This is a genomic window from Anaerostipes sp. Marseille-Q3525 (assembly GCF_018223505.1).
Lineage (GTDB): Bacteria > Bacillota > Clostridia > Lachnospirales > Lachnospiraceae > Anaerostipes > Anaerostipes amylophilus.
The window spans coordinates 1-16,902 of the sequence record NZ_JAGTTT010000037.1; the positions used below are offsets into that span (position 1 = coordinate 1).

The 16,902-nt window shown below is 34.8% G+C and carries 18 protein-coding genes and 1 pseudogene; 17 read left to right on the forward strand and 2 right to left on the reverse strand.

Translation table 11 applies throughout. The features are described 5' to 3' along the window. Positions 1–92: 92 nt before the first annotated feature. Positions 93–287: a hypothetical protein gene (locus KE503_RS12895; protein ID WP_022375068.1), complete on the reverse strand. Its 195-nt coding sequence runs from the start codon at positions 285–287 to the stop codon at positions 93–95. Between the two features lie 102 nt (positions 288–389). Here KE503_RS12895 and KE503_RS12900 point away from each other — a divergent pair, with 102 nt between their 5' ends. The 14 genes and pseudogenes from KE503_RS12900 to KE503_RS12970 all read left to right on the forward strand — a co-directional run bounded on the left by KE503_RS12900 (position 390) and on the right by KE503_RS12970 (position 13,760). Next, on the forward strand, positions 390–1,127 hold the full coding sequence (locus KE503_RS12900) for an alpha/beta hydrolase (RefSeq protein WP_249183067.1): 738 nt from the start codon (positions 390–392) through the stop codon (positions 1,125–1,127). A gap of 80 nt (positions 1,128–1,207) precedes the next feature. Next, positions 1,208–1,912 (forward strand): SDR family oxidoreductase, encoded by a 705-nt coding sequence (locus tag KE503_RS12905; protein ID WP_022375070.1) that lies wholly within the window; start codon positions 1,208–1,210, stop codon positions 1,910–1,912. A 113-nt stretch (positions 1,913–2,025) separates the two neighbouring features. Then, positions 2,026–3,474, forward strand: a complete 1,449-nt coding sequence (locus KE503_RS12910; protein ID WP_212385434.1) for an ABC transporter ATP-binding protein — start codon at positions 2,026–2,028, stop codon at positions 3,472–3,474. Next, positions 3,471–4,256, forward strand: coding sequence for an ABC transporter permease (locus tag KE503_RS12915; protein WP_212385435.1), 786 nt, complete (start codon positions 3,471–3,473; stop codon positions 4,254–4,256). Before KE503_RS12910 ends, KE503_RS12915 begins: the two co-directional genes overlap by 4 nt. Further along, the gene (locus KE503_RS12920; RefSeq protein WP_055198061.1) at positions 4,243–5,046 is read left to right on the forward strand and encodes an ABC transporter permease; all 804 of its coding nucleotides are present in this window, start codon (positions 4,243–4,245) and stop codon (positions 5,044–5,046) included. The genes KE503_RS12915 and KE503_RS12920 overlap by 14 nt, the downstream gene beginning before the upstream one ends. Then, complete coding sequence (locus tag KE503_RS12925; protein ID WP_212385436.1) at positions 5,030–6,442, forward strand: ABC transporter substrate-binding protein; 1,413 nt, start codon at positions 5,030–5,032, stop codon at positions 6,440–6,442. Before KE503_RS12920 ends, KE503_RS12925 begins: the two co-directional genes overlap by 17 nt. A 583-nt stretch (positions 6,443–7,025) precedes the next feature. After that, on the forward strand, positions 7,026–7,373 hold the full coding sequence (locus KE503_RS12935; protein WP_212385438.1) for a hypothetical protein: 348 nt from the start codon (positions 7,026–7,028) through the stop codon (positions 7,371–7,373). Beyond that, positions 7,315–8,826 carry a Na+/H+ antiporter NhaC family protein gene (locus tag KE503_RS12940; RefSeq protein WP_212385440.1) on the forward strand — a complete coding sequence of 504 codons (1,512 nt, stop codon included), beginning with the start codon at positions 7,315–7,317 and terminating at the stop codon, positions 8,824–8,826. The genes KE503_RS12935 and KE503_RS12940 overlap by 59 nt, the downstream gene beginning before the upstream one ends. Positions 8,827–8,856: 30 nt before the next feature. After that, a pseudogene (locus tag KE503_RS12945) lies at positions 8,857–9,042 on the forward strand (ATP-binding cassette domain-containing protein); the annotation flags it as partial. 84 nt (positions 9,043–9,126) lie between these two features. After that, the gene (locus KE503_RS12950; protein WP_022375080.1) at positions 9,127–10,014 is read left to right on the forward strand and encodes a LysR family transcriptional regulator; all 888 of its coding nucleotides are present in this window, start codon (positions 9,127–9,129) and stop codon (positions 10,012–10,014) included. A 261-nt stretch (positions 10,015–10,275) separates the two neighbouring features. Next, positions 10,276–10,743 (forward strand): lanthionine synthetase LanC family protein, encoded by a 468-nt coding sequence (locus tag KE503_RS12955; protein WP_212385442.1) that lies wholly within the window; start codon positions 10,276–10,278, stop codon positions 10,741–10,743. 71 nt (positions 10,744–10,814) lie between these two features. Next, the gene (locus KE503_RS12960) at positions 10,815–12,071 is read left to right on the forward strand and encodes a zinc-binding dehydrogenase (protein WP_212385444.1); all 1,257 of its coding nucleotides are present in this window, start codon (positions 10,815–10,817) and stop codon (positions 12,069–12,071) included. Between the two features lie 4 nt (positions 12,072–12,075). Beyond that, entirely contained in the window at positions 12,076–13,590 is a 1,515-nt protein-coding gene (locus KE503_RS12965; RefSeq protein WP_212385446.1) for a Y-family DNA polymerase, read from the forward strand. After that, positions 13,587–13,760 carry a hypothetical protein gene (locus tag KE503_RS12970; protein ID WP_212385448.1) on the forward strand — a complete coding sequence of 58 codons (174 nt, stop codon included), beginning with the start codon at positions 13,587–13,589 and terminating at the stop codon, positions 13,758–13,760. The genes KE503_RS12965 and KE503_RS12970 overlap by 4 nt, the downstream gene beginning before the upstream one ends. A 67-nt stretch (positions 13,761–13,827) precedes the next feature. Here the strand turns inward: KE503_RS12970 and KE503_RS12975 are convergent, their stop codons facing one another. Next, the gene (locus KE503_RS12975) at positions 13,828–14,571 is read right to left on the reverse strand and encodes a peptidylprolyl isomerase (RefSeq protein WP_212385450.1); all 744 of its coding nucleotides are present in this window, start codon (positions 14,569–14,571) and stop codon (positions 13,828–13,830) included. A gap of 133 nt (positions 14,572–14,704) precedes the next feature. Between KE503_RS12975 and KE503_RS12980 the strand changes: the two genes are divergently transcribed. Genes KE503_RS12980 through KE503_RS12990 form a run of 3 tightly spaced genes read left to right on the forward strand, consistent with a single transcriptional unit; the run spans position 14,705 to position 16,732 of the window. Then, entirely contained in the window at positions 14,705–14,971 is a 267-nt protein-coding gene (locus KE503_RS12980; protein WP_055198081.1) for a hypothetical protein, read from the forward strand. Position 14,972: 1 nt separating this feature from the next. Beyond that, complete coding sequence (locus tag KE503_RS12985) at positions 14,973–15,794, forward strand: TrmH family RNA methyltransferase (RefSeq protein ID WP_022374543.1); 822 nt, start codon at positions 14,973–14,975, stop codon at positions 15,792–15,794. Positions 15,795–15,835: 41 nt separating this feature from the next. Then, positions 15,836–16,732: a LysR family transcriptional regulator gene (locus KE503_RS12990; protein ID WP_022374542.1), complete on the forward strand. Its 897-nt coding sequence runs from the start codon at positions 15,836–15,838 to the stop codon at positions 16,730–16,732. The last annotated feature ends 170 nt before the right edge of the window (positions 16,733–16,902 follow it).

The following is a 16,902-nucleotide window of genomic DNA, read 5'->3' on the forward strand; positions in this document are numbered from 1 at the left end:
GAATTATTCAAAAAGAATTGAGGAAAATAAAACAAGACCTTACAGTCATAACTGGCCATAAGATCTTGTCGCAGAAGAAAATGGATGACGACTTAATCATCATCGCGAGGTAAAAACGGTGGACGGAACGGATACAATTTTTCATAAGATTCAAGGTCGGCTTCTGTTCTTGGAACAACCTGGATCAATCCAGTACAGTCCGTAGTAGAGCAGATATTACACATTTCGAAGATATTTTCGTCAATTTCTTCGTTTGTAAGTTCTTGTTTCTTTTTCTTATCCTTCATGCATCGAAACCTCCTCGTTTCTTAGTATGTGATAATATCAAAAAAGTATTTTGTAAAATTCATCCAACAAAAAGTTGAAAATTTATGGAGATCAATGTATTTATGCAGAAATTACAGATAAAACACAAAACATGTTATATAGATCAAAATGGCTCCGATGGTCCGATCATCCTATGGGGAATGTATCCACATCGTGGAAATGAGATAGCACATATGTGGGAATGTCTGATGGAGACAGTCAATGATCAGGATTTTCTTTTATGTGCATTTCAGGTAGAAGATTGGAATGGGGATTTTTCCCCATGGAAAGCACCTGCTGCCTTTGGGGATGAAGATTTTAAGGGAAATGGTCTAAAGACTTTACAGTGGTTGACGAACGACCTGATTCCAGAATTAAAAACAGCTTATGGAGCAGACAGAGAAATTTATCTGATCGGATATTCCCTTGCAGGATTGTTTGCTTTATGGACAGCATATGAAACAGATATCTTCTCAGCAATTGCAAGCTGCTCAGGTTCTTTATGGTTCGAACAATGGGATCAATATGTGTCACATCATCGGATAAAGCATGAAAGTTATATCTACATAAGTCTTGGAGGAAAAGAAGAAAAAACAAAGAATCAGGTTATGGCAAGAGTTGGAGATCGGACGAGAAAACAAGAACAAATTTTGCAAAATGATCCAAAGGTAAAGAAAACAATTTTAGAATTTAATAGCGGTGGGCATTTTGCTGATTCCGAAAAAAGACTTTCCAAAGCGGTCAAATGGTTATTAAAAAATAGAAATAGCATATCGTCAAATGACAATGTGATCAATGATGTATATAATCGTGGCTTATAAATCTTTTTGATTGAGTACATCTTGTTGATATGTTAAAATTATAGAAAGCAAAAAGCATAGATCACACAGGAGGAATCAATATGAGCAAAAAAACAGCATTGATCACTGGTGCAGGTTCTGGAATCGGTCGTGCAACTGCACAGAAATTAGCGAACCATGGCATTAATTTGATTTTGATTGGACGAAATCTTAATAAATTAGAAGAAACAAAGAAGCTATGTGATAAAGTTGATATTAAATGTTTTTCAGTTGATATTAGTCACAAAGAAGAAATAAAAACATTGTTTGACCATAATTTGCAGTTTGATTATCTGATCAACAATGCAGGTGTAACGATGAATAAGAGATTTGAAGAAGTAACAGAAGAAGAATATGATCAGATCATGAGTATTAATGCTAAAGGACCATTTTTTATGTGTCAAAGTTCTTTACCAATCCTTCGTAAATCTGAAAGTGCAACAATTATTAATATTGGATCTGTAGTTGCATATAAAGGTTATATGGATCAAAGTGTTTACGCATCAAGCAAACATGCTTTGGCTGGTATGACAAAAGCATTGGCAAAAGAAGTAAGCAATGATGGAATTCGTGTGCATCTGATCAATCCGGGCGGAGTTTTAACAGATATGGTGCGACAGGCAAGACCTGATCTTCCACCAGATGCAAACGATATGATCGCACCAGAGGACATTGCGGATATTATTTATTTTATTTTAAGTCATAGAAGTAATGCGATCATAGATGAGATCAATGTACACAGAAGAACAAAAGAACCATTTTTATAAAAGATAGAATTTACTACAAAAAAGAAAATAAAACTTTTGCAGCACCCAGACTTTTAGGATGCTGTTTTTCTTTTGAGATATTCATGACAAAAATAGAAAGGAACAAAAAATTAATGAATAAAAAACAGCCGATCATAGAATTAAAACATATAAAAAAATGTTATACAAACAATGTGCCGGTCATTTATGATTTTAATCTTACGATCAATGAGGGAGAGTTTGTAACATTTCTAGGTCCTTCTGGATGTGGAAAAACAACAATTTTAAGAATGTTGGCGGGATTTGAGACACCAACGGATGGTGAAATCCTGTTTCATGGAAAAGATATCAGCATTTTACCACCAAATGAGAGAAAATTTAATACTGTCTTCCAAAAATACGCTCTTTTCCCACATTTAAATATTTATGACAATATTGCATTCGGGTTAAAAGAAAAGAAAATTCCAAAAGATGAGATTAAAAAGAAAGTAAAACGAGTACTAGAAGTCGTTGATCTGGAAGGTTTTGAAAAGCGAAAGATCGACAGCTTGTCTGGTGGGCAGCAGCAAAGAATTGCCATTGCAAGAGCAATTGTCAATGAGCCAAAGATCTTATTATTAGATGAACCATTAAGTGCCCTAGATTACAAGATGCGTCAGGAAATGCAGATCGAGTTAAAAAATATGCATAAAGAATTAGGTATTACGTTTATCTTTGTCACACATGATCAAGAAGAGGCATTGATGATGTCAGATAAGATCGTTGTCATGTCAAAAGGACAGATCCAGCAAGTTGGAACACCAGAGGAAATCTATAATAAGCCACAGAATGCTTTTGTTGCGGACTTTATCGGAGAGAGTAACATTTTTGATGGAGTAAAGAAATCAGACGATACTGTTCATTTTGCACATCATGATTTTCCATGTGAAGATGAATATGAAGCCGGTACCAGAGTTGATGTCATAATCCGCCCGGAAGATGTTATTTTATCATCTCCAGAAGATGGAAAATTTAGTGGTGAGGTTATTTCCTGCCTGTTTTGTGGCAAATTTTATGAAGTAGCTGTACAATCTGATAAAAATGAGATTGAAGCACATATTTTACACGAGATCAAACCAGGAACAAAAGTAGGAATCGATTTCACACCTGGAACGATTCATACAATGCCAAAAGATACGAAAGTAAATCATTATGTCGGTGTGATGGAAAAAGATGGTTATTTGAAATTTATGGATGGAAGTATCCCAGTTCCGGTTGAAAAACTTTTTGATGGGTGCAGATTGGAACATGGTCATATCGTAGATCAAGATGGGCATAAAGTTCATTTAGAGGGAGAAAAGGTAAAAATGTTCTTCCCATCCAAACTTGCCAATCTTAGTGATGATCCAGAAGAAGGATATTTTCAGGGAAATATCATCTCTATTATCTACAAGGGTGATCATTATAATTATCGCATTGTGAGTGAAAATAAAGTAGAGTATTCTGTTGATGATGAAGATTTATGGAATATCGGAGATTTCGTAAGTGTCGTAATTCCGGATGATGCGATGGAATTTCAAAGAATTTCGGAGGAAAGTAAATGAAAAATGACAGACTAAAAAGTATTCTTGGAATTCCATACTTATTGTTTTTGACAATTGTTGTTGTTTGCCCTGTGCTTATTTTATTATATTATGCATTTACCAATGGAGCTGGACAATTTTCTATGGACAATTTTGTTCTGTTTTTTACAGACAGTAAGGCAATTGGAACCCTGATCTACAGCGCAATGATTGCGATCGTAACAACCGTTGTATGTTTATTGATCGCATATCCTGTGGCATATATTCTTGCAAAAGGAGATTTTAAACGCGGAAATGTATTATTGATGTTATTTGTAATGCCAATGTGGATCAATTTTACCCTTCGTATTACTGCATTAAAAGAGATCTTAACAATGATCGAAGGAAATCTTGCTTTCCATCCATTTTTAAATACAGTGATCGGAATGACTTATGATTTTCTGCCTTTTATGATCTTGCCAATTTATAATACGATCGCCAAGATCGATCATAGTTACATTGAGGCAGCATTAGATCTTGGGGCAAAACATCATCGCGTATTTACAAGAGTGATCCTTCCGTTATCCATTCCAGGGATCATCAGTGGAATTACGATGGTATTTCTTCCTGCAATGACAAATTATGTCGTACTTGATATGATGTATAACAGTACCTATATCATGGGAAGTCTTGTTGGAAGTTACTTTAATATGTATGATTGGAATAACGGATCTGTGATTTCTATGATCCTTTTGATCTTAATCTTATTTTTAAGTATGTTAACTGGCGAATTTTCAGATAAGGAGGAAAATGCTTATGACTAAAAAAACGATACAGGGTATTTTCCTTGGAATCATCTTATTACTCATGTATCTGCCAATCTTGATCTTGGCAGTTTATAGTTTTATGGATTCCGCAATCATTGGAAAATCTGGAAGTTTTACTTTGAAAAATTATATCTATCTGTTTCATTCTGAGGATTTAAGGACAATGATCTTTGGAACGATCCTTTTAGCCTTGGTCGTTGCGGTTATTTCAACGATCCTTGGAACTCTTGGAGCAATCGGGGCATTTTATTCTTCAAATAAGCTTAAGAAACCGATCCATTTGATGAATCAGATTCCTGTTGTTAATGCAGATGTCGTTACTGGTTTTTCTATTTGCGTTTTATTGATCGTCTTTTTTAAGATGGATAAAGCCAGTTATATTCCGCTTGTGCTCGGGCTGGTATCTCTTTGTAGCCCCTTTGTATATCTGTCTGTGATCCCTCGTCTAAAACAAATGGATCCACAGTTATATGAAGCGGCATTAGATCTTGGATGTTCCCCGTTTGGAGCATTAAGAAAGGTTGTACTTCCACAATTAACTTCTGGAATCGTATCTGGATTCATGATGTCAATTACATTAACGTTGGATGATTATTTTATCACAACTTATACAAAACCATCGATGTTTGACACGATCAGTACCTATGTTGTCAATGCTACAAAAGGAGCACAGACCGATGTGAAAACCGCACTATGGGCATTATCAACGATCATCTTTTTGGTTGTGATTTTTATTGTGATCGGCATGAACCATACGGGGAGAAAGGAGCATGATCATGAAATATAAAGCATTTTCTATTCTTTTTTCCATCTTACTTGTGATCACCCTTCCGCTTGCATTATGTTCTTGTGGTTCAAAAAACAACAGCTCAAACAATGAAGAGATTGTTTTAAGAATCGCAAATTGGGAAGAATATCTTGATGAAGGGGACTGGGATGACGATGAAGAAATCAAACTGGAAAATGGGAAAAAAATCATCGGCAGAAATACTATGATCAAAGATTTTGAAAACTGGTATGAGAAAACATATCATAAAAAAGTAAAAGTCGAATATTCAAGTTTTGGAACCAATGAAGATATGTATAATCAGTTAACGATCGGTGATACATATGATCTGATCTGTCCATCCGAATATATGATCATGAAGCTTTTGGCAGAGAAAAAAATATTAAAATATTCTGATGACTTCTGGGATATTTCAAACAGTGAAAATTATTATGCAAAAGGAGTATCACCATATATAAAGAAATCATTAGATCAGTTAAGATATCACGGACAATCTGTGGGAGATTACACAGCTGGTTATATGTGGGGAACACTGGGCTATGTATATAATCCCAAATATGTTTCTAGAAAAGATGCCGAAGACTGGGGCTTATTACTCAATCAAAAATATCATAAAAAGGTAACAGCAAAAGACAGCGTCAGAGATTGTTATTTTGCTGTTCGAGGAATGCAGACACAAAAACAGATCTTAACAGATGAATTCCAAAAACAAGCAGATTATCAGAAAAAGTTATCTGCATTGTTAAATGATACTTCAGATCAAAGCATTCAAAGTGCTGGAGAGATTTTATCAAAAATGAAAGATAACGTTTATTCTTTCGAGACAGACAGTGGGAAATCAGATCTTGTCAGCGGAAAAGTTGTCGCCAATCTTCAGTGGTCTGGAGATGGTGTTTATTCTATGCAGCAGGTGGAAGAAGAAGGAATCAAACTTCGTTATGCAGTTCCAAAAGCTAGTACCAATCTGTGGTTTGATGGATGGTGTATGTTAAAGGATGGTATTGGAAAAGATAAGGAAAAGCAGCAGGCAGCACAGGCATTTGTAAACTATATCTCAAGACCAGATAATGTTGTAAGAAATATGTACTATGTCGGATATACATCTGTGATCGCTGGTGGAAAAGATCAGACAATCTATAATTATATCAAATATATGTATGGAAGCGATGATAAGAAGAGTGTTGACTATGATCTTAATTATTTCTTCAAGCAAAATGGAGACAATTATAACTATGTGATGAAAACAAGCAAAGAAATGTCAGAAGGACAGTTATATGCCCAGTATCCGACAAAAGATGTAATGAAAAGAAGTGCCGTTATGGCATATTTCGGAGATCAGACAAACAAAAAGATCAGTCGTATGTGGATTGATATGCGTTGTTTTTCTTTAAAATGATCAGATTTTTGTGAATTTTTCGTAAAAATAAATATAAATTACATCTTGACACTAGTATAATACAAGAGTTTAAATTAGTTGTAAAGACAAAGAGGTCCTATGCATAGGAAAGTATGCAAGGACTTCTTTTTTTATTTTCATGATTTTTATAAATTACAGTCAGATAGAAAGCGAGGAAGAAATATGAGTAAAAGAATCTTAGATCATCCGATCCTTGGAAAAACAGAGGCACATCTAAAAAAATTAGAAACTCTGGCATCCAATGCAAGATCAGACAGGTTATATTAACAAGTGGAGAAGTATTTGAAGCTGAAACAGTCATTGTAGCTGCTGGATATGAAAGTCGTTACATTACAAGGACTGTAGGAATCGATATTCCGATGACAAGATATTTTGAAGAAGCTTCTTATGATGGAGTACCAGTGATCAGTAAAATAGATGAGATGGATGCATCCAATTTTAAAAATCTGTTTGAAAATTTGTATAACTATGAGAAATAGCTATAATGGAAGGAGGTTATCATTATCAAAGAAATAGAAGCAGGGGTCCTTGATGCCACCAAGTGTGTTGATATCATGGAATTATGTTGGAATTTCCTAAAAAAACAAAAATCGAAGGTTTCCCCGTAAACGATGTTGAAACTGGAGCACCTTTAGCATTTATGGCTGCAAAGCTTTTAGCAAAAAAAGATTCAAAAGTTCTTACAATGCTTGGTGCTGGTCCGATTGCCAAAGCATGCTTTCGTGCGATCATGACAAATCTGAAACATATTGATACTGTCAAGATATCTAAATGTAAAAGAAAAAGGCATTGGACAACAGCTAAAAGTATGGGATCATCATATGTCTTAAAAGGAAGAAAGGAGGATGTTTATGAAAGAAAAATCAATCCTATGGAGAATCTTTCATTATATGAATCCAAAAAGAATTGATCCAAAAATGGTAAAGCTATGGATTTTCTGGATCTTATTTAATATTATTTTATTTTTTATACCACACAGTGTTTCAAAAGAATCTATATGGATCCTTGTACCAATGGCAGGACTTTTCATTTATGCACTCGTAACAAAAGATGTGATGCAAAGTCTTTTGATGGGAACATTTTCAATGTACATTTTATGGTATAAATTTGGAAGTATCATAGCATTTTTTCGCGATTGTAAAGTTGTTCTGGCAGATGAAGAAAATATTGAAATGTATATGTCTTTCTTCCTTTGTGGTGGATTGATCATCGCAATGAAGAGAAGTGGAGCAACCAAAGCTTTTACTGAATTTGTAACGAGTAAATTTGGGGAAAATGAAAAAATGATTCTTGCAACGTCAGGTATTTATGCAGGAATCATGTCAATTGATGATTATGTATCTGCATTTACAGCGGGGGCGGCATTCTCTCCATTGATTGATAAGATCAAAAAGCCAAGACTTGCACTTGCATATGTAATAAGAACTCTAAGTATTTGTGTATCTGCAATGCTTCCAGTTGGAGCCTGGGGATATTTTATCATTTTTCAGATTGCTGATGCCAAGAATGTAGCCAACAAAGCTGCTGCAACCAGTCTTTTTATGAAATCTGTTCCATTTATGTTTTATGCTATTATTGCTTGCATTGTAGCACTCTTATTTGCATTTGGACTGCTGCCAAAGATTGGTCATATGAAAAAAGCATATGAAATGTCAGATCAGGGGAAACAGCTAGGAGAACTAACTGACGGATCTGAGGAAGAGGAAACTGATTTTGATGAAACAGATCCAAGAAAACAACATATCAGTGTTCTAAATTTGATCATTCCAATGATCACGATCGCGGTTGCATTGATCGCTACCGGCTTAAACTGCTTCCTGGCTTTTGGAATTACATTGATCGTTACTGCAGTCCTTTATATTTTACAAGGAATTATGACTATTAGTGAATATGTGCAATGTGTAGTTGATGGGTTTATCGATATGGTTGATATGGTCATCATTTTAATGATCGGCTATGCCATGCAGGAAGTTATGTATACCATGGGAATAGAAGGATTCGTTCAAAATGTATGCAATATGATTCCGATCATTCGCCTGATTCCATTTGTTTTATTTGTATTCTTCAGCTTCACTGAATTTTTATATAGTTTAAATTATACTCTATATCAGATAGAACTTCCTGTTATGATCGTTGTTTTAACAAGGCTAGGTGCGAACGTACCACTCTGTATCGGAGCGATTATATCTGCCGGATTATTTGGTGCAAATGCGTGTGTAGTTTCTGATCTTGGAATTGTGTCAGCACGTGCAAACAGAGTCACTATTTATGATCAATATGAAAGTTCTCTTCCATATGTATTGATTTCAGGAGTAATATCTGCAATTTTTTTATCTGATCGCTGGATTTATTTTTTAATATGAAAATGTCAGGAGGAATTCATATATGGAGAAAAAACAACCATTTTGCGAATGTTAGTAGGATTTGAAAAACCAAGTGAAGGACAGATCTTTTTTCAAGGAACTGATATTACTGATCTTCCACCAAATGAACGAAAGATCAATACGGTATTTCAAAAATATGCACTTTTTCCGCATTTGAATATTTATGACAATATTTCCTTTGGATTAAAAGAAAAATTCCAAAAAGAGGTTGACAGACGTTGGGGAAATCTGTTATATAAATGTGATAGATAAAATAATAAGAGTAAGGAAGTTTTATTTATGACCCTTTTAACCTACCAGGTATTCAAAACAATCGCAGATGTGGGAAGTTTCCATAAAGCAGCAGACATTCTAGGTTTAACGCCATCTGCAATCAGCCATGCCATCTCTTCGATGGAAAATGAATTAGGATTTTCAGTGTTGACAAGAAGCAAAGCAGGTGTCAATCTGACAAATTATGGAGAACAACTATTACCATATGTAAATGCTGTATTAAACTGTGATGAAAGCTTAAAGCAGGAAATCGCAGAATTAAACGGATTAAAACAAGGAAAAGTAAAAATTGGAGTATTCTCCAGTGTATGTACCAGCTGGCTTCCAGAGATCCTACATTCTTTTAAGAAAGAATATACAGAAATTGAAATTGAAGTTTTTCAGGGAACATATGATGATGTAGCTTACTGGCTCAAAAATGGAGTCGTTGACCTTGGATTTTTATCCGTATCAAGTGCAAAGGATATTCCAATCGAGCCATTATATCGTGATGAATTATTATGCGTATTACCAAGTGGCGTAAAAGAAGATAAAAGTACAAGTTATATCGATATCGAAGAAATGAAGCACCATCAGTTCGTAACACAACGAGACAGTACCGATGCAGATATCCAGAATTTTTTAAAAGAGAATTCTCTGCAGGTACAGTCAAATTATCATGTGGTGGACGATTTATCAACGATCGCACTTGTTGAGAAAGGTTTTGGAATCTGTCTGATGCCAAAACTTGTGATGACAGATATTCCATATAAGGTAGACAGTTACTCGATCAAACCACATGCAAGCCGAATCATTGGACTAGCAACGATGAATCCAAATTTTATGGCACCTGCGGTCCGCATGATGTTTAATCATATTGTTGATAAATATCAGGAAGACGAATTTAAAAAATAATATTAAAACATGAATAGGACAATTCCTTTTATAGTTAAATGGATTTGTTCTGTTTTTTTATTGATAAGTAGTTTACAAGATATTTTATATAATTTTTCTATTATACAAAGAAAATATTATAGGTATAATCAATAGCCAGTCATAAAAAATATTAATTATCCGAAGTAATATTGTATGTCCTGGTGCGATCAAAACGGGAATGACAAGTAATCCAGAACTTGAGAATTCATTTGGAAGAGAACGGATCAGCAGCAGCGGTTCTTGCGGCAAAAATTTTATAGTAGAGTCGGTGGAATTGGATTAATCTTAAATGAAGTGTATCGTCTTTACCAGGACGAGAATGCAAAAGCAGGAGCAATGGAAATCCTTGATCATTATTTAGATACTTCTACAGAAGACAATGAAGAAATTTACTGGAGTAACAACAGTCCTGTCTTTTTTGATGGCGGAAATATCTTATATCTGCTAGATTGTTGCAATACCTATAAAGAATTATCCTCCAAACTAAATGAAATTATTGTAAAAGCAACGAATCATATTTTAAATCAGGCGATTGATCATAAGGATGGTGGATTAGAAATCGATCATCTTCATATCGATTTTAAACATAAAGAACCTAATTTTGAATTCGGAACTGCTGGTATGGTTGTGGCTTTGTTGCAGATATATTGTCTGGAGAAAAATAAAAATGAAATTGTTGGATTGATTGACGATCCTTATTATAAATGAAAATTTTTGCAGACTTTTATTCTTTGTGCTAGAATAAATTTATATGGATTTTATATTTTAGGAGGTAGCATATGAAAGTCAAAGGTGTAAGATTATATGCAAAAGATGATATTCGCCTGGAAGAATTTGAACTTCCAGAGATCAAGGATGATGAGATCCTTGTCAAAGTAATGAGTGATTCCATTTGCATGTCAACCTGGAAGATGGTAAAACAAGGAGCAAACCATAAGCGAGTTCCAGCAGATGTCGCAGAACATCCAGTTATCATTGGCCATGAATTTGCCGGAGATATCGTAAAAGTCGGTAAGAAATGGCAGGATAAATTCAAACCAGGTCAGAAGTTTGCACAGCAGCCAGCAATTCCGGGACAGGCTGAATCTCCGGGATATTCTTATACACAGTGTGGTGGTGCTGCAACTTATTGTATTTTCCCAAATGATATTATTGAAGTCGGATGTTTATGGACACATGATGGCGATTCTTATTTTGAATCTTCTGTTGCAGAACCAATGTGCTGCGTTATTTGTGGATATAAGACAAATTATCATGTGAAAGACCGTTATGAACATGTAATGGGAACTAAAAAAGGAGGAAGCATCGCAATTCTTGGTGGATGTGGTCCAATGGGATTAGGTGCCATAAGTTATGCATTAGCTATTGAGAATAAACCAGCGAAAGTGATCGTTACAGATATCGATGATGCCAAATTAGAAAGAGCAAATCAGGTTATTTCCGTAGAAGAAGCTAAAGAAAAAGGCGTGGAATTAATCTATGTTAATACAGCTAAGATGAATAATCAGGTAGAAGAATTAAAAGCTTTATCTGTTGATGGTAAAGGTTTTGATGATGTCTTTGTTTATGTACCAGTCAGAGGAGTTGCTGAACTTGGAAATAAAATCTTAGCTTATGATGGATGTATGAATTTATTTGCAGGTCCTACAGATTCCAAATTCTCAGCTGATGTGAATTTATATGACTGTCATTATAACGCAACAAAGATTCTTGGAAGTACTGGTGGAAATATTGATGATATGAAGGAAGCTATTGATCGTGCAGCAAGAAAAGAAATCAAACCTGCAGTAATGATCACTCATGTTGGAGGAATTGATTCTATCGTTGATACAACAAAAAATCTTCCAGACATTCCAGGTGGAAAGAAATTGACATACCTTCATATCAATATGCCAATGACAGCAATTTCTGATTTAAGAAGTCTTGCAAAAGATGATCCATTCTTTAATGATCTTGCTGATATTTGTGACAAGCATAACGGATTATGGAGTGCAGAAGCTGAAAAGGCTTTATTAACACACTATGGTGTAGAATAAACATATGAACAAATCCAGAACATATATTGCCATTGATCTAAAATCATTTTACGCTTCGGTTGAATGTGTAGAACGAGGACTGAATCCATTGACAACAAATCTGGTTGTAGCAGATGAGTCAAGAACGAGTAAGACTATCTGCCTGGCAGTCTCACCTTCTTTGAAGTCTTATGGAATTTCAGGGCGGGCGAGGCTGTTTGAAGTTATACAAAAGGTAAAGATGGCAAATGCTGATCGAAAAAGCCGGATTTACGGAGATTTTGATGGAGAATCTTATAATAAACCTGAATTAGATACAGATCCCAAAAAGGAAATAACTTATATTGTTGCACCGCCAAGAATGGCTCATTATATTTCTATGAGTAGAAAGATTTTCAGGTGTTATTTAAAATATATAGCACCAGATGATATTCACCCATATTCTATCGATGAAGTTTTCATTGATGCAACAGATTACCTCAAATTATATCAATTGAGTGCAAAAGAACTTGCTATGAAAATGATCAAGGCTATTCTTAAAGAAACAGGAATCACTGCAACTGCAGGAATCGGGACAAATCTTTATCTTTGTAAGATCGCAATGGATATTGTTGCCAAGCATACAATGCCAGATCAGAATGGTGTGCGTATTGCAAGCCTTGATGAACACTCTTATCGTGAACAGTTATGGGATCATCAACCGCTTACGGATTTTTGGAGAGTTGGGAAAGGTTATCAAAAGAAGTTAAATCAGATAGGGATTTTTACAATGGGGGATATTGCCAGATGTTCTATTGGAGAAGATACTTCATTTTATAATGAAGATCTTTTATATCGGACATTTGGAATCAATGCAGAACTATTAATCGACCATGCCTGGGGATATGAACCATGTACGATGAAGGATATCAAATCTTATGAACCAGAAACTAAAAGTATTGGAAGCGGTCAGGTTCTTTCTTGTGCGTATTCCTGTGAGAAAGCCAAACTGGTTTTAAAAGAGATGATCAACGAACTAGTCCTTGATCTTTTTGAGAAAATGGTTATGACCGATCAGATTGTGTTAACAGTTGAATATGATACAGAAAATCTTAAGAGCAATTATAAAGGTGAAATTTCTACAGATATGTATGGAAGAAAAATTCCAAAGCATGCACATGGAACAAGAAATCTTGAAGAATGGAGTGCATCTGGCAAAAAGATCATGAAAGCTGGACTAAGTTTATATGATGAGATCGTTGATCCGGTTTTAAGTATCCGTAAACTTTATGTGACAGCAAATCATATCATTTCAAATACAAAAGCAGAAGAAAAAAAGCAGTATCAACAGATATCCATGTTTGATCTTCTTCAAGCAGAAAATGAAGGTCAAGAGAAAGTTGATATAAAAAGAGATGATATCCGAGAAAAAAATCTTCAAAAAGCTGAACTTGAGATCAAGAAGCGATTTGGTAAAAATGCGATCATGAGAGGAATCAGCTTAGAAAAAGGTGCAACAGCGAAAGAACGCAACGATCAAATTGGAGGACATAAAGCATGAATAAATATGAAGATATGATTGATATGAAACGCCCAGTTTCCAAAAAACATCCACCTATGCCAATCAAAGATCGTGCAGCACAATTTGCTCCATTTGCAGCCTTATCCAGGCATAGAGAAGCTTTGGCTGAAGAAATAAAAAAATACGATGAAGATCTCGGCTATCAATAAAGAATCATAAAAAAGATGCATTCCTAAAAATGTTTACGGAATGCATCTTTTTTAATTATATAGAAATTTATTTTGTTACATATTTTTCTTTTAATTCGGCAACTTTATTTCCATATACGTCGTTGCGTTTTTGCTGAAGAATAATATTCTTGATTGTATCTGCAACATCTTCGTAAACAGAAGCCTGTGCATCTTTTTTATCTTCAACCTTAATGAGGTGGTATCCAAACTGAGTCTTGACAGGTCCTACAATATGTCCAATCTCTGCAGCGAAAGCGGCATCTTCAAATTCTTTGACCATCTGTCCTCTTGTGAAAGCACCAAGATCTCCTCCCTGCTGTTTGGATGGACATGTTGAGAATTCTTTTGCAGCATCTTCAAATGTAATTTCCTCAGCAACGATCTTCTCAAGAATTTCCTGACATTTGTCTTCTTCATCTACAAGAATATGTTTTGCATGAACTGTTTCTCCAGCCATAAACTGATTTTCATTTGCTTTATAATATTCTTTTGTCTCTTCCTCAGTAACAGCAATATCCTTCATTGCTTCTCCAACAGCCATCTGTGCAAGAATCTCTCTCTTTGCATGTGCCAGATTATCTTGGAAAGCATCTGTTTCTTCCAGTTGCATTTCTTCACCTAATTTAGCGAATAAATGAACCGTGATGATCTGTTCTAAACACTGATTTCTGAAATGTTCATTTGAAGCATAAGCTTGCTGTTCTTTTGGCAGAGCAGCGATTAATGCATCAACGTCTTTCTGTGTGATTTTTTCTCCGGCAACAACAGCCAGTACATTCTGGTTATCCATAATGATTTCTCCTTTAATCTTACTTGTGATTGAGGGGTTATTATATCATAAATCGTAAGTATTTGGTAGATTTAAGTAAAAAAATAAGATATAATATAAAAATGAATTATAAAAAGGAACTGGTACGCAGCCTATGGAACAAATTATTAAATATGAATTAATTATTAACAAAGCACTGCGATCTGCATTAGAATATGATAAACTAGATGAACAGATTAATGAATTACAGCAGGTTGATATGGATATTATTGTTTTAAGACTTGGTGGTGCTTTTTCAAGAGAAGACGAAGCATTAACTTTTGATCAGTTGTATCGCAATGCTGATTCTGCCATGTATCATAGTAAAAAGATTCCTGGCTGTCATGCGACTATCTATAATGAAAAACTGGAGGTAAAATAAGATGTCGATCATACCGATTACCGATTTTGATGACCCACAATTAGATATTTATGCTCGTCGGTCTGAAGGACAACTGTTGCATTTTTATGAACCCAAAGAAGGTATTTTTATTGCTGAAAGTCCACGAGTAATACAGACAGCCTTTGATGAAGGATATGAACCAATCTCATTTCTTGTAGAAGAACGTCATGTTAAGACTCAGGCGAAACATATTTTAGAGCAGTACCCAGATATTCCTGCTTATACCGCCAGCTATGATGTATTGAAAAAACTGACAGGGTTTGTCATGGCAAGAGGAATGCTTTGTGCTATGCATCGAAAGAAACTGCCTTCTCTTACTGATGTATGTAAAAATACAAATCGTATCGTTATTTTGGAGAATGTTATGAATCCAACGAATGTCGGGGCAATTTTTCGCAGTGCAGCAGCATTAAATATGGATGCCATACTGCTTACGAAAGGATGTTCTGATCCGTTGTACCGCAGATCTGTCCGGGTAAGTATGGGTACTGTATTTCAAATTCCATGGACTTTTGTTGATCACACAGTTTCATGGCCGGAAAATGGTATCAGACAATTAAAGGAACTTGGATATAAAACAGTTGCGATGGCTTTAACAGATCGTTCTGTAAGTATTGACAATCAAAAATTGATATCCGAAGATAAATTGGCTGTTGTACTTGGAACAGAAGGTGATGGTTTAAATGATGCCACGATATCATTATGTGATTATACAGCCAAAATCCCGATGGCACACGGTGTAGACTCTCTGAATGTTGCAGCTGCCAGTGCAGTAGCTTTTTGGCAGCTTTCTAAAAGATAAAATATTTTATATACGATATATAGAAGGAATTAAACAAAAATATGAACTCAAATTTTGAACATTATCGAATCTTTTATTATGTAGCGAAATACGAAAATCTTACAAAAGCAGCTTCTGCAATGCACACAAGCCAACCATCGGTAACAAGAACGATTCACAATCTTGAGAAGAATCTTGGCTGCCGTCTATTTGAGAGAAGTAAAACAGGAATGAAACTTACTCCAGAAGGTGAAGTATTTTATGAATATATTGCTGCAGGTTGTTCTCAGTTTTTTAAGGCAGAAAGTAATTTAAGCGATATGTTAAGCCTTGATAATGGAACAATTTATATCAGTGCTACAGAAACAGCCTTACATTGCTATTTATTTCAGGCAATGGAATCTTTTAATGCAAGATATCCTAATGTCCATTTTAAGATTTTAAATAATAGCACAAAGAAATCTATTCATATTGTCAAAGAGGGAAATGTTGATTTTGCAGTTGTATCTGCACCATTTCATATAGAAAAACCTCTAAAAAAGCAAATATTAAGAGAATATCATGATATTTTAATTAGTGGAAAACGTTACAGCGAATTAAAAGGAAAACAATTATCTATTAATCAACTCTCAAAATATCCATGGATCAGCCTTACATCCGAAGCAATCACAAGGAAATTCCTAAATCAGTATTTCGAGAAAAATGGCTTAAAATTTGAACCAGATATTGAACTTGCAACAACAGATATGATCTTGCCAGCAGTTCGGCATAATCTTGGAATCGGATTTATCCCACCGGAATTTGCTATTGACGATCTTGATTCGGAAGAAATCTTTGAGATTCATGTGCAAGAAACATTTCCAGAACGAAATATTACTTTGATTTATGATACAGAATATCCTCAAAGCATTGCCGCTAAAGAATTTTTGAAATTTTTAAGTGAAACAACCATCCTATAAAATAAAAAATCTCCAAAGATAGAATAAATTTCATCTTTGGAGATTTTTTAGAACAATATAAAAGTGTAAACTAGTTACCTTTATTTAGGATATTTTTATCATAACATGAACATAATTGTGCGTAAAATACATTTTTTACATCATATTCATAACAAATTGATATGGATAAT